The sequence below is a fragment of the Actinacidiphila rubida genome (assembly GCF_900110255.1).
GTDB classification, from domain to species: Bacteria; Actinomycetota; Actinomycetes; order Streptomycetales; family Streptomycetaceae; genus Actinacidiphila; species Actinacidiphila rubida.
Map to the genome: position 1 here is coordinate 23579 of NZ_FODD01000024.1, position 12687 is coordinate 36265.

The 12687-nt window shown below is 73.4% G+C and carries 12 protein-coding genes; 7 read left to right on the forward strand and 5 right to left on the reverse strand.

Annotated elements, in window-relative coordinates; genetic code table 11:
- Positions 1-42: 42 nt before the first annotated feature.
- A complete protein-coding gene (locus BMW99_RS23370; protein WP_075017480.1) occupies positions 43-591 on the reverse strand; it encodes a Uma2 family endonuclease in 549 nt (182 codons plus the stop codon).
- 274 nt (positions 592-865) lie between these two features.
- Between BMW99_RS23370 and BMW99_RS23375 the strand changes: the two genes are divergently transcribed.
- From BMW99_RS23375 to BMW99_RS23385, 3 genes are all read left to right on the forward strand, one after another.
- Positions 866-2020 (forward strand): ferritin-like domain-containing protein, encoded by a 1155-nt coding sequence (locus BMW99_RS23375; RefSeq protein ID WP_075017481.1) that lies wholly within the window; start codon positions 866-868, stop codon positions 2018-2020.
- Positions 2021-2132: 112 nt separating this feature from the next.
- Positions 2133-2672 carry an ArsR/SmtB family transcription factor gene (locus tag BMW99_RS23380; RefSeq protein WP_069466590.1) on the forward strand — a complete coding sequence of 180 codons (540 nt, stop codon included), beginning with the start codon at positions 2133-2135 and terminating at the stop codon, positions 2670-2672.
- 17 nt (positions 2673-2689) lie between these two features.
- On the forward strand, positions 2690-4000 hold the full coding sequence (locus BMW99_RS23385) for an MFS transporter (protein ID WP_075017482.1): 1311 nt from the start codon (positions 2690-2692) through the stop codon (positions 3998-4000).
- A gap of 74 nt (positions 4001-4074) precedes the next feature.
- Here BMW99_RS23385 and BMW99_RS23390 read toward each other — a convergent pair whose 3' ends face one another.
- On the reverse strand, positions 4075-4779 hold the full coding sequence (locus BMW99_RS23390) for a cytidylate kinase family protein (RefSeq protein ID WP_069462572.1): 705 nt from the start codon (positions 4777-4779) through the stop codon (positions 4075-4077).
- 266 nt (positions 4780-5045) lie between these two features.
- Between BMW99_RS23390 and BMW99_RS23395 the strand changes: the two genes are divergently transcribed.
- Positions 5046-6155, forward strand: coding sequence for a cation diffusion facilitator family transporter (locus BMW99_RS23395; protein WP_075017483.1), 1110 nt, complete (start codon positions 5046-5048; stop codon positions 6153-6155).
- Between the two features lie 19 nt (positions 6156-6174).
- Here BMW99_RS23395 and BMW99_RS23400 read toward each other — a convergent pair whose 3' ends face one another.
- Positions 6175-8541, reverse strand: coding sequence for a bifunctional polysaccharide deacetylase/glycosyltransferase family 2 protein (locus BMW99_RS23400; protein ID WP_079176151.1), 2367 nt, complete (start codon positions 8539-8541; stop codon positions 6175-6177).
- On the reverse strand, positions 8541-9092 hold the full coding sequence (locus BMW99_RS40810; protein WP_141726367.1) for a hypothetical protein: 552 nt from the start codon (positions 9090-9092) through the stop codon (positions 8541-8543). The genes BMW99_RS23400 and BMW99_RS40810 overlap by 1 nt, the downstream gene beginning before the upstream one ends.
- A gap of 511 nt (positions 9093-9603) precedes the next feature.
- Between BMW99_RS40810 and BMW99_RS23415 the strand changes: the two genes are divergently transcribed.
- The 3 genes from BMW99_RS23415 (at position 9604) to BMW99_RS23425 (ending at position 11687) form a co-directional block, all read left to right on the forward strand.
- The gene (locus tag BMW99_RS23415; protein WP_069466155.1) at positions 9604-10029 is read left to right on the forward strand and encodes a hypothetical protein; all 426 of its coding nucleotides are present in this window, start codon (positions 9604-9606) and stop codon (positions 10027-10029) included.
- 135 nt (positions 10030-10164) lie between these two features.
- Complete coding sequence (locus tag BMW99_RS23420; protein ID WP_069466154.1) at positions 10165-10758, forward strand: RNA polymerase sigma factor; 594 nt, start codon at positions 10165-10167, stop codon at positions 10756-10758.
- A gap of 5 nt (positions 10759-10763) precedes the next feature.
- Positions 10764-11687, forward strand: a complete 924-nt coding sequence (locus BMW99_RS23425; RefSeq protein WP_143080557.1) for a hypothetical protein — start codon at positions 10764-10766, stop codon at positions 11685-11687.
- A gap of 48 nt (positions 11688-11735) precedes the next feature.
- On the opposite strand, the gene BMW99_RS23430 is transcribed toward BMW99_RS23425, so the two are convergent.
- Positions 11736-12569, reverse strand: a complete 834-nt coding sequence (locus BMW99_RS23430) for a ZIP family metal transporter (RefSeq protein WP_069467133.1) — start codon at positions 12567-12569, stop codon at positions 11736-11738.
- Positions 12570-12687: the final 118 nt, after the last annotated feature.

Here is a 12687-nt window from a genome sequence, read left to right on the forward strand (position 1 = left end):
GGACCCGAGCACACGCAGTTCGCGCAGGATCCGGCCGGGGCCTCAGGAATACGGCAGCAGCGACGCCGTGTCGAGGTCGAAGTCGAACGGTGGGGGGATGCGGAGGCTCTCGCCGAAGTCGGCGTCCTCGCGGCGGTGGTACTTCCTGCCGTCCGCGTTGCTGAAGAGCGTCACGGTCTTCAGCCTGGCATCGACCAGGAGGTAGAGCGGGATTCCCATCACAGGATAGTCCCGGACCTTGCCCACCCAGTCGTTCTCGGGGTTCGAGGGGGAGACCAGCTCGACGGCGATGGCCGCGGTCTCCGCGGGAACCTGGTTGTCCGTGGTCTCCAGGACGTCGGCCGGCAGATAGGTCAGATCGGGGTTGCGGCTCTTGCCCACACCGGGAGAGACGAGGTCGGTGTTCTCGCTCGGCAGGAGGTCGGCGGGGCAGTGCGCGTCGAACTGCCGCCGGAGGAAGAGGAGGTTGCGCTGATGGATGCCGGACGGTCCGACCATCATGACAATGGTGTCGCCGGAGATCTCGGCCTTGAACCCATTCGGCAGGCTCCTGCGGGCCTCGTCAAGGAGTGCGAAGTGCTGCGGGTCCATGCTGCTCCTCCCAGGCGTGGGCCGACCGGTCTCCCAGACTAGCCGGGACCTGCGGGCGGGGCCCTTCGCTGCTTGTCGCCGCCACCCGTCCGTCGGCCGCTTCCGGGCCGCCCGGCCGCGGGAAGCGTCGGCCGATCGTGTGGCCGGGCGGCTCGCCGCAGGCGTGTGGGCGGGCCGGGGACCCCGCCGCTGTTAGCTTGCGTGAGCGGCGGGGCGTCCCGATCCCCGGCCGGGTCGCCACCATGGGGAGCCGGTACCGCGTCCGGAGGCGACGATGGCGCACACCAGCCCTGACCCCGACGCCGAATCCGGCACGGTCCGGCGCAGAACCTTCGTGGTCTCGACGGCGGCGGTGACGGCCGGCGCGCTCGCACCCTCCCCCGCCGCACAGGCCGCGGCAGACGCCGGCCTACCCCCGACCCCGCCCCCGACCCCGGCCGGCGGCGGCTCCGTGGGCCGCCTGCTCTCCGTCGACGGGGACCGTCGCGACCTCGACTGGATCAGGTCCGCGCTGCAGGTCGCCGTGGAACTCGAGCTGTCCACCATCCCGGTGTACCTGTGCGCCTGGTGGTCGGTGAAGGACCGCACCAGCCGGGCCGCCCGCCTGATCAGGCGCGTCATCGACGACGAGATGTACCACCTCGGCGTGGTGTGCAACCTGCTCGTCGCCGTCGGCGGGCAGCCGCGGATCAAGGACGCGGCGCCGGTCTATCCGGGCCCGCTGCCCGGTGGTGTGCGTCCTGGCGTGACCGTGTACCTGTCCGGGCTGACGAGGTCGTTCGTCCACGACGTCATGATGGCGATCGAGGAGCCCGAGGCCCCGCTGGCCCGCGGCCTCCTCGCCTCCCCCACGATCGGCTCCTTCTACGACGGGCTGCTCGCCGCGTTCCGCACCGTCGCGCCCGCCCTGTCGCCGGACCGGCAGGTGTCGGCGCGCGTCGGGAGTGACGAGCTGAAGCCGGTCACGAGCCTCGACGACGTCGTGCGCTGCCTCGACACCGTCAAGGAACAGGGCGAGGGGACGGCCGCCTCCCCCGCCGACGCGTTCGGCGCCGACGAACCGGCGCACTACTACGCGTTCGGCGAGATCTACTACGGGCGCTGCCTGCAACTGAACGGCACGGCCTGGCAGTTCTGCGGCGACCCCGTGCCCTTCCCCGACACGCGCCCCATGGCCGTGGTCCCGTCGGGCGGCTGGCCCGACGCGGCGCCGCAGGTCGCCCAACTGCTCGGGCAGTTCGACACCACCTATCACTCCGTCCTGGACTCCCTGGAGTCCGCCTGGGCCGGCGGCGGGAGCCGAAGCCTGGACGCGGCGGTCCACGCCATGCGCGGGCTGGAGGGGACCGCCGTCCCTCTGATGGAGACCCCGATCCCGGGCACCACCAGCACCTACGGCCCGCTCTTCCGCCGGCCCCAGGCGTCCTAGAAACGCCACCGTCCCCCGAGTCCTCCGAGGTCACGGGCCCGGAACGGCAGCCTCCGGAAGTCCGCGCGCAACCCTCTTGCGCAATGGTCAAGAATCGTTGACCATTACTCGCATGCCCACCGACGATCTCCCCGAGACGTTTCACGTCACCACGGACGAACAGCTGCGCGCCGTCTCCAATCTGGCGCGCCACCGGATCATGGCCGTGCTCCGCTTCGAGCCGGCGACGATCACCCAGATCGCCGAGCGGGTCGGTATGGCGAAGGGGAGTTCCAGCTATCACGTGCGGCTGCTGGAGCGGGCCGGCCTGGTGAAGGTGGTGCGCACGCGGAAGGTGCGGGGTGTCACCGAGCGGTACTACGCGATGGCCGCACGCTCGATCGTGCTGCCGGAACCGGGCGAGGGAGGCCCGGACGTGCTGATGCGGCACGCGGTGGCGGACCTGGAGGCATCGCCGGCGGACGGCGAGCGGCACGTGCGCATGGCGCATCTGCGGCTCACCGACGAGCAGTTCGCCGAACTGGGGACGCGGCTGCAGGCGCTGGCGGACGAGTACCGGGAGCTGTCCGACCCGTCGCTGCCGGACACGTCCCTCGTCTTCGCACTGTTCCACCCGGCGTCGGGCAAGCAGACCGAGGGAGGCACCAAGTGACCACAGGGACAAGGGCGTTGCCGACGGGGTTCGGACGGCTGTGGACCGCGCAGACGGTCTCCTCGCTCGGCGACGGGGTGACGCAGGCCGCACTGCCGCTGCTCGCACTGACGTTGACGCGGGACCCGATGGCGCTCGCCGTCGTCACGGCCGCGGGGACGCTGCCGTGGATTCTCTTCGGGGTGCTCGGCGGTGCGCTGGTGGACCGCTGGGACCGCCGGCGCACGATGTGGGTCGCGGACGCGGCACGTGCGGTGCTGCTCGCGATACCCGCGGCGGCGGCCGTGCTCGGTGTGCTGAGCATTCCCTTGCTCGCGGCCGTCGCCTTCATGCTCGGCCTCGGCGGACTCTTCTTCGATACGGCCGCCACGGCCTACCTGCCGGATCTGCTCAGCCGCGACCCCGCACTCCTGGAACGCGCCAACTCCCGCCTGCGCGGCGCCCAGACGGCCATGTCCGGCTTCGTGGGGCCGCCGGCGGGCAGCGCGCTGCTCACGCTGGGGCGAGCCGTTCCGCTGCTCGCCGACGCGGTGTCGTTCGTCCTGTCCGCACTGCTCGTCCGCTCGCTGCCCGCCATGCCCCCGCCCGTGCCGGAGGTCCGCGAGTCGCTGCTCCGGCAGGCGCGGGCCGGTGCCTCGTACGTCTTCCGCGACCGGTTGCTGCTCGGACTCGCGCTCCGCCCGGCGGTCGGGAACATCTCCTTCCTCGCGGTCGAGACCGTCCTGGCCCTCTTCGCGCACGACCGCCTCGGCATGGACACCTACGGCTTCGGCCTGCTCCTCACGGCGGAGGCCACGGGCGGCCTGCTCGGTGCCGGCGTCGCCTCCCGCCTCGGCCGGCGCCTCGGCACCGGCACGGCACTGACCTGCACGGCCGCCGTCGAAGGGCTGGCCATCCTGGGCCTGGCCGCCGCCCCGGACCCGTACGTCGCCGGTCTCGCGCTCGCCGTCTGCGGAGCAGCCATGGGCGCCACGATGGTGATCGGCCCCTCCCTCCGCCAGTCGATCGTCCCCGCCCACCTGATGGGCCGGGTAGCCTCCACGTCCCGCATGCTCGCCATGTGCGCCGCGCCGTTCGGCGCCTTCCTGGGCGGCTGGCTGGCCACCACCTACGACATCCGCACCCCGCTCTACGCGGCCGCCGGCCTCCTCCTGGCGATGACGGCCGTCACGGCATTCATGACCAGCAACCGCCGGGTGGAAGCGGCGCTGCGCGCCGCCGCCCCGGACGACGCCCAGGTTGGCGGTCCGGACGACGCCCCGGTTGGCGGTCCGGACGACCCGTCACCGCAGGTCCCCGACCGGGAGAGCGCGCCCACCGCGCTGTGACGCCCGCGGGCGTACCCGGCCGCGGGGGCGGGCGCGGCCGTCTCCACCCCCGCTGGGCCGCGCCGGAGCGGCGGTCACATCCCGCGCGGGGACGAGCGGGGCCGGACGTCCCAGGCCGGCCGGTGGAGTTGGTCGTTGTACACGACGACGTCGGCGTGCTCGGCCGGGCGGGCGGTGGCGAAGTAGAGCTGCTGGGCGGGGATGTAGCGGTCGCGCCAGGACCGGTCGATTCCGGCGGTGTCGGCGGTGGGTCCGGCCGGCGCCGCGTCCCGGTCCCTGGCGCGGTCCACCGTCCGCTCGAAGGGGACGGACACGAAGATGCTCAGGTCCCAGCGGTCGATGAGTTCCGGGCGCAGCAGGAAGACGCCGTCGAAGAGCAGTACGGCGTCCGCGGCGGCGGTCCGGTACGGCGGGGACGACGGGGTGTCGGTGGCCGCGTCGTAGACCAGGTGCCGGAACCTCCGGTCTCCGCCCGGGCCCAGCGGATCGAGCAGGACCCGGCGCAGCGCGGCGCGGTCGTGGGCGTCGTCATAGCAGGCTTCGGCCGAGTACCGGCCGCGTCGGTAGCGTTGCGCACGGGGGAAGAGGAAGTCGTCGATGCTCGCGCGGACGACCTCGCGGTCCCGAGCACGCAGGAGGACGGCGAGCTCGTCGGCCAGCGTGGTCTTGCCGGCGGCGGGCGGCCCGTCGACGGCGACCCGCACCGGGTGCGTGGTCCTGACGGACGTGATCGCCTCGGCCAGGCGACCGACGAGCTCGTCACGGGTGCCCTGGTCCATTGCTGCCCCTCTCGCGGCGTCCGCGTGCACCACCGCGGCCGGACCGCGGTGGCCGGCCCGCGTGCGGCCGTCGCAGTCAGGCTGCCGTCCCCGCCGCGCGTTCGGCAAGGACACCTCTCACGAAGCGGGGCGCGCGGCCCCGCCGGCCACTGACCGCCCGCGCATGTCCACGGTGCCCAACGCTCGCTGTTGCGACGGCATTGCAGCAGCTCAGAGCTTGTACAACGCGAGTGGCTGCAAGGGAATGGACCTGCGACTGTGGGGCCATGGACGGCAGTGAGCACACGCACGACCACCCTCACACGCACCCCGGCGAACCGCATCACGACCACGCGGAGGCCCACGACCACGACCACGACCACGGACACGGGCACGGGCGCTTCGGTGCGCGTTGGAGCGGGCTGCGCCACCAGGTCGGGCACCTGTTCACCCCGCACAGCCATGAGGCGAGGGACAAGGTCGACTCCGCGTTGGAGACCTCCCGCGAGGGCATGCGCACGCTGTGGCTGTCGCTGGGCATCCTGGGGCTGACGGCCGTCGTGCAGGCGGTCGTCGTCGCGCTCTCCGGTTCGGTGGCGCTGCTCGGTGACACCGTCCACAACGCCGCCGACGCCCTGACGGCCGTGCCGCTCGGCATCGCGTTCGTCGTGGGCCGGCGGGCGGCCACCCGCCGCTACACCTACGGGTACGGCCGTGCGGAGGACCTGGCCGGCATCGCGATCGTCCTGACGATCGCCGCGTCCTCCGCGCTGGCGGCCTACCAAGCCGTGGACCGGCTGCTGAACCCGCGTGACATCAGCCACCTGTGGGCCGTCGCCATCGCGGCGCTGGCCGGGTTCGTCGGCAACGAGTGGGTGGCCCGCTACCGCATCACCACCGGTCGCAGGATCGGCTCGGCGGCCCTGGTCGCCGACGGCCTCCACGCGCGCACCGACGGCTTCACGTCCCTCGCCGTCCTGCTGGGTGCCGGTGGCGTCGCGATCGGCTGGCGCTGGGCCGACCCCGTCGTGGGCCTGCTCATCACCGTCGCGATCCTGATGGTCCTCAAGGACGCCGCCCGCGAGGTGTACCGCCGCCTGATGGACTCCGTCGACCCGGAGTTGGTCGACACCGCCGAGACGACGCTGCGCGACGTCGACGGCGTCCAGGACGTCGGCCAGGTCCGCATGCGCTGGATCGGGCACACCCTGCGCGCCGAAACCGACATCGTCGTCGACCCCCATCTGACCGTGGAGGCGGCACACGCCATTTCAGCCGCCGCCGAACACGCCCTCATCCACGCCATCCCCCGCCTGACGGCGGCCACGGTCCACACCGACCACCCCCCTCACGGGACCGACCCCCACGCCTCGCTCGCCCACCACGGAACCGCCTGAGCGCTTCGGGCCCGCCCGGTCAGAATCCGCCGCGGTCGGGACCGGGGCCGTAGGCGGGCGGTACCGAGGAGCTGCCGGCGGTCTCGTCTCCGTACAGGCCCGGGGTGTGGCCGCTGCGCAGGTAGGTGACGTCCGTGCCGGCTGCCGCGCCGCGCACCTCGTCGAGCCATGTCTCGGCGAGGTCCGGTTGCGGGGCGGGACCGGCGGCCGGCCGGGAGGACGCGGGCGGGGGCGCGGCGGGGCCGGGTGGCACGGTGAGGCTGCCGTAGCGTTCCATGCGCTGCCAGCGCAGGCGGCTGCCCGCGAGGGCGGTGGCCACGGACTGGATGACGACCAGGTACATCAACTGCCGGTAGACGAACTGCTGGAGGGGCAGCGTCCACAGCGGCCCCAGGCGTTCGCCGTCGAGCCGGAAGGCGTAGGCGCTGATGACCGTCTGCAGCAGCAGGAAGGCCAGCCACAGGCCGACGATGCGCACCGGGTCCAGGAAGACGAGGCCGTAGACGGCGAAGACGTCGACCACCGGTGCGACGAGCGGCAGCAGGACCTGGAAGAGCAGCAGGTAGAGCAGGCCGCGGCGGCCGAGTTTGCCGGCCTGGCCGCGGGAGACCACGGCGTCACGGTGCTTCCACATCGCCTGGAGCGTGCCGTAGCACCAGCGGTAGCGCTGCCGCCACAGGGCGCCGAGCGAGGCCGGGGCCTCGGTCCACGCGATCGCGTCCTCCTCGTACACCACCCGCCAGCCCTCACGGCACAGCGCCATGGTCAGGTCGGTGTCCTCGGCGAGCGTCTCGTCGCTGACGCCGCCGATCCGCAGGAGCGCGCCGCGGCGGAAGGCGCCGACCGCTCCCGGCACGGTCGGCATGCACTGCCCGAGGTCGAACAGCCGCCGGTCGAGGTTGAAGCCGACGACGTACTCGATGTGCTGCCACCGGCCCAGCAGGCCACGGCGGTTGACGACCTTGGCGTTGCCGGAGACGGCACCCACCCGGGAGTCGGCGAACGGCTGCACCAGCGTGCGGACGGCGTCGGGCTCGAAGACGGTGTCGCCGTCGACCATGACCAGCAGCTCGAACGACGCTGCCGCGATGCCGGTGTTGAGGGCGGCGGGCTTGCCCGCGTTGGCCTGCCGGATCACACGCACGGCCGGCAGGCGGAGGGACTCCACGAGGTCGGCGGTGCCGTCGGTGGAGCCGTCGTCGACGACGATCACCTCGACGGGATGGTCGGAGGCCAGCAGCGAGCGGACCGCGGCCTCGATCCCGGCGCTCTCGTTGTACGCCGGCACGATGACGCTGACCGGCTCGACGACCGGCGGCCCCCACACCGTCCCCCGCCGTCCGCGGGTGTGCCGGCGGGCGGCGACCACCACGGCGACCGCGCGCAGCACGGCGAGCACGCCCGCCGCGAGCAGCAGCCACCCCAGGATCCGCAACGCCCAGCCGCTGGCGCCGAGGGTGCCGATCAGGGCGAGCCCGAGCCAGTGGTCGCCCCTGCTCGCGGGGTGCATGACCTGCGGGAGGCCGACCGCGTCCGAGACCGTCGCGAACCGGAAGCCGCGTGCGGTGAGCTGCGGCACCAGCCGGTCGAGGGCCGCGACGGTCTGCCCGCGGTCGCCACCCCCGTCGTGCATCAGCACGATCTGGCCGGCGCTGCCGTGCGGCGTGGCGTTGGCGACGATCCTGCCGACACCGGGGTGCTGCCAGTCCTCGCTGTCCTGCGTCGTGAGCACGGTGAGGTAGCCGTGCTGCCCGGCCGTCTCGACGGCGTCCCAGTCGCGGTCGTCCAGGGCGTCGTTGCCCGACGAGTAGGGCGGGCGGAGCAGCGAGCTGGTCTGCCCGGTGGCCCCGGCCACGGCCAGTTGGGCCTCGCGCAGTTCCAGCGAGCGCTGCCAGGCGGGGATCGTGCCGAGGTTGGCATGGGTGAAGGTGTGGATGCCGAGCTGGTTGCCGTCGGCGAGGATCTGGCGCACGAGGGCGGGATGGGCGGCGACCTCGGTGCCGACCACGAAGAACGTGGCGTGCACGTGGTGGCGGCGCAGCACGGCGAGGATCTGCGGGGTCCAGCGAGGGTCGGGCCCGTCGTCGAAGGTGAGGGCGATGGTGCGGGTCGTCGGGCGGGCGGTGCGGGCCGGCGTCACCGCGCTGTCGACGACCGGGCCGCCGTGAGCGACCGCGGCGGGTACCCGGTCCGCGGGTCCGCCGCCGGCACCCGCCGCGTCGTCACCGATCCCGAACATGTGCTGGGTGTAGCCCTGGATGAGGAGCGTCCCGGCGAGGGTGAGGACAAGCACGGTCAGCAGCAGCCAGTGGGTGCGCAGCGGCGCGTTGCGGACGACTCCGCGGTGGCCCCGGCGACGTGTCGCCGCCGCCTGTCGGGAGCTCATCAGTGACCGTGTCCGGTGTGCGTGGGGGTGGGATGGGTCGCCGTGCTCTTGCCGTGGGTCACGGTGGGGCCGGCCGTAGCGGACGGCGCGGCCGAAGCCGTCGCGGGCGGCGAAGCGGACGGGGACGCCGTTCCGGGATCCGACGGACGCACGGAGGCTCCCGCGGTCCCACCGCTCGGCGCGGGCTGCGCGGTGCGGGAACCGTCCGTCGGCCCCGAGCCCTTCTTACCGGCCGCCGGTGTGCGGTCGCCGCTGCCGAGCCCGGCGTCCCCGATGGTGGTGCCGCCGGTGCGGTGATCGCCCGCGGCCGGCACCGGCAGGAGGGGCGAGTCGACCGAAGGGCCGCCCAGGACCGTGCTCAGCACCAGCGCGACATAGGCCGCCGCGGGTATCACCAGCAGGTAGCCGAGTCGCCTCACCCGGCGCTGCCGCCGCCCCGAAGCGTCGACGAACACCGGTCGGTCGACGTCGCGAAAACGTCGCGGGCGCTGCTCGGCCGCTCCGTGCACGCGGTCCGCTTCGGAGCGTGGCGGCACTGTCTGGTTCTGCACAGCCGCGCACCCTACAAGAGGGACGCCGCGTTGGCGACGCCGCACACAAAACGGTCCAACCGGTCGATCCCGGTCCGCCAGGAGCCGTCCGGACCCTGGCGGACCGGGCGCTTCGGGGCGGGCGCGGCACCCTGCGTCCACGCACTCGTCCCGCTGGTCACCGAGGACGGGAAGTCGGTGCACTCCGGGCGCACTTGCCCGCAGCCGCGAAGGATTTCACCTTTTCGAACGGCACACGCATGAACGCCTCCTGGCGATCAGGTGGTTCTCCGTGAAGGGGCGGCACAGGCTGACGGATTGGCCTGGACCCTGCCAAGGAGCCATCCATGCCGTCCCATGCCGGGGCGAGAGCGCCAAAACGTGCGGGATCCGCAGACGACGGGCGCGGTACGTCGACCCATGCCTCCGCTGCGCCGCAGGCGGAAGGGGGTGTAACGCTTTCGGCGGCCGCTGCGTCCCCTGTTCGACACGCATTCCCGCGTGGCGCGGCAGGGATGGAGGGGTGGGCTTGGTGGCGGAGCAGGCGTCGGAGGCCCTTCCGGCGGCCTCGGAGTCCGGTCCCTACTTGGCCGCCGGCTTGGTGGCCAGGGTCCGCGAGCGGTCGGGGCTGGTGCTCGACTACTCGCCGGAGAGCCTGGCCCTCGTCGACCGCATCATCGACGGCCTGCGCCAAGGAGGACCGAAGACCACGGCCCTGGCCCGGACCCTTCTGACCCTCGGCGCGTACACCGGTGAGGTGCTGGTGCAGACCACGGGAGCGGCCTGGGTGGAGTTCGACGCCCAGCAGCGCGCTATCTTCGGACAGCCGTTCGGCATCCGGACGCCCGACGGCCGGCTGTGGAACCCCCTCGGCAAGGCCGTCAAACGGTACGAGAACGGGTCGCAGGACAGCTTGCGCCTCTTCTGTCTCGCGGTGGCCGGCAGGACCAAGGGCTAGGGTCCGCCGTTCGGATCCGCGCGGACGCCCCGGAGATCCACACGGCAGACCCCGGGTCGCGGTCAGGAGAACCAGACGGCTTACGCCGGCGGTGGACGCCACCGCCCCGGCATCCGACGAGCACGACGAGGACAGGTGGGGAGAGCGCAGGGGACCCGGAGGGGCGCGACGGACGAGACGGCGTTCGCCGCTGCCCTCGCGCAGGCCCGTGCGGGCGACGAGGCCGCGTTCGCCCGTGTCTACCGCACGGTCAACCCGCGCCTGGTCGGATACCTCCGCGGTCTTGTCGGCAACGACGCCGACGACGTCGCGTCCGAGACATGGCACGACGTCGTGCGCGCCCTGGGCGACTTCCGTGGGGACGGGCCCGCCTTCCGCGCCTGGACTGCCACGATCGCCCGGAACCGCGCGCTGGATCACCTGCGCCGGAGCAACGTCCGGCCGCGGACCACCGAACTCGTGGACACCGCCAAGGACTCCCCGGCCGACCAGGACTCGGAGAGGCTGGCCCTGGAGAGCCTCTCAACGGCTCACGCACTGTCCCTGATCGCGGAGCTGCCCCGCGATCAGGCCGAGGCCGTCCTGCTGCGGGTGGTGCTCGGGCTCGACGCCCCCATGGCCGCCCAGGTCCTGGGCAAGCAGCCGGGCGCCGTCCGCACCGCGGCCCATCGCGGCCTGAAGCGCCTCGCGGAACGCATGCGCCGCCCCGGCGGCACCGAGGAGAAGTGACGACGATGACGACGAACGAGCATCCGGAGCAGCGGAAGGGCTCCGACCCCGGGCGGCCCGATGACGAACCGCCGGGGCGGCGGCCGCACGGCGACCCGGCGGAACAGACCGGCTGGCTCGATGCCGAGACGGCGGACCATCTGCTGGACGCAAGGCCCGGCGCGCCCCACGACGACGAGCGGGTCGCAGGGCTCGCCCGCCTGCTGGCCAGCGCCGTGGAGGAGGCGGACTCCCGGCCCGGCAGCAGGAACACCGAGCGGCTCGTCCTCGAGGCCTTCCGCGACGCCCACGGCGCCGGTCGTACGCCGGCACGCTCCCGGCACCCTCGTGCACGGTGGCGGCGCGCGTCCCGCCCGACGAAGGTGCTGGTCGGCAGCATCGCCGCGGTGTCCCTGCTGAGCGGGGTGGCGATCGCCGCGACGACCGGGACGCTGCCGGGTCCGTTCCACTCCGGGCGCGGCACGCCCGGGGAGAGCCGCTCTGCCTCCGCGTCGTCGCCCTCCCCGCGCACCTCCGGTGCCGCCGGTGCCGGGCGGCCCGCCCCCGCCCCGAGCGCGACGGCGCCCGCTGACTCGGGTCAGGCGCCCACGCACCCTGCCACGCCTGGCGCGAGCACCGTCGCACAGCCGGGCCTCAAGGGTCTGTGCACCTCCTACCTGCGGGCTTCCCGGCGCGGAGAGCACGTGGACTCCACGGCGCAACGCCGCCTCGACGCGGCCGCCGGCGGCTCTGCCGATGTCGCCTCGTACTGCGCCCGGCTGACCGCCGACCAGACGTCGGGCCAGACGTCGGGCCACGGCAAACCGGCCACCGCGACGCCGTCGGCGAGCCCCGGGACGGCCACGCCGCAATCCCCCGCGCCGCACGCGTCCCGGCCGGCCACGCCGGCAGTCGCGGCCGGCCCGACGACCGGCCACGGCCGCGCCTGAGGAACCGCCGTGGACGGTCGCCGCCGGGGCGAGCAGGAACGTCCCGGACTACGCGCCCGCGGCGGTCACGACGGCGTCGGTGGCGAAGCCGAGGAGCAGTCCGAGCAGGATCATCCAGCTCGTGAGTTCCTTCATTCCGGTCTTGCGGGCCACCGACAGCAGTTCGATGACGACGTAGAGGATGGAGCCGGCGGCAAGGCCGAGGAAGGCGATGGACAGGTAGTCGTTGACGACGTGCTGGCCGACAAGGGTGCCGAGGAAGGTGGGACCGCCGCCGATCAGTCCGAGGAGGGCGAGGCGTGACCAGGAGGGGCGCTCGCCTTCGGCGGACAGCGGGGCCACGATGCCGAAACCCTCGGTGGCGTTGTGCAGGCCGAAGCCGATGATCAGCAGGACGGCGAGGGAGATCTCGCCGGAGGCGGCCGAGTTCCCGATGGCCAGGCCCTCGGCGAAGTTGTGCAGGCCGATCCCCACGGCGATCATCATCGCGAGCCCGGCGGCCCGCGAACTCTTCGCGACCGGCCGCTCGGTGACGGCCGCGGCGCCCGGACCCTCGGACAGGCCGGAGGGGCGGCGACGGGCGCGGCCGGCCAGCCAGCGGTCGTAGTGGACGAGGCCCATCAGTCCGGCCCCGACGCCGGCCGCCAGCATCGCGCCGCCCGCGACCGCCTTGGTCCAGTGGTGGTCGCCGAGGGCGGTGTCGGTCGGCTCCCACGCGGCGGTGAGCACATCCCAGATCAGGAAGAGCAGGATGCCGATGGCGACGGCGTTGAGTGCCGCCCGGAGCCGGGGCGCGGGCCGCTGGAGCCGGCCTATCGGCAGTCCGAGGTAGATGGTGAAGCCGGCGATGGCGCCGAGAAGGACGATGTGGGACGAGGACACGTGCGGCTCCGGGGACGGGGGATATGCCGCGCAGACCCTAGAACAGGCAAGGCTCACCTAACAAGCGAACGGGAGGGTGCTCCCTCTGGGACGCGACGCACCAGACCTCGAACCGCCC

Coding starts and splice junctions, on each gene's coding strand:
- BMW99_RS23370 (WP_075017480.1), bottom strand. CDS start 591: ATGGACCCGCAGCACTTCGCACTCCTTGACGAGGCCCGCAGGAGCCTG.
- BMW99_RS23375 (WP_075017481.1), top strand. CDS start 866: ATGGCGCACACCAGCCCTGACCCCGACGCCGAATCCGGCACGGTCCGG.
- BMW99_RS23380 (WP_069466590.1), top strand. CDS start 2,133: ATGCCCACCGACGATCTCCCCGAGACGTTTCACGTCACCACGGACGAA.
- BMW99_RS23390 (WP_069462572.1), bottom strand. CDS start 4,779: ATGGACCAGGGCACCCGTGACGAGCTCGTCGGTCGCCTGGCCGAGGCG.
- BMW99_RS23395 (WP_075017483.1), top strand. CDS start 5,046: ATGGACGGCAGTGAGCACACGCACGACCACCCTCACACGCACCCCGGC.
- BMW99_RS23400 (WP_079176151.1), bottom strand. CDS start 8,541: ATGAGCTCCCGACAGGCGGCGGCGACACGTCGCCGGGGCCACCGCGGA.
- BMW99_RS23425 (WP_143080557.1), top strand. CDS start 10,764: ATGACGACGAACGAGCATCCGGAGCAGCGGAAGGGCTCCGACCCCGGG.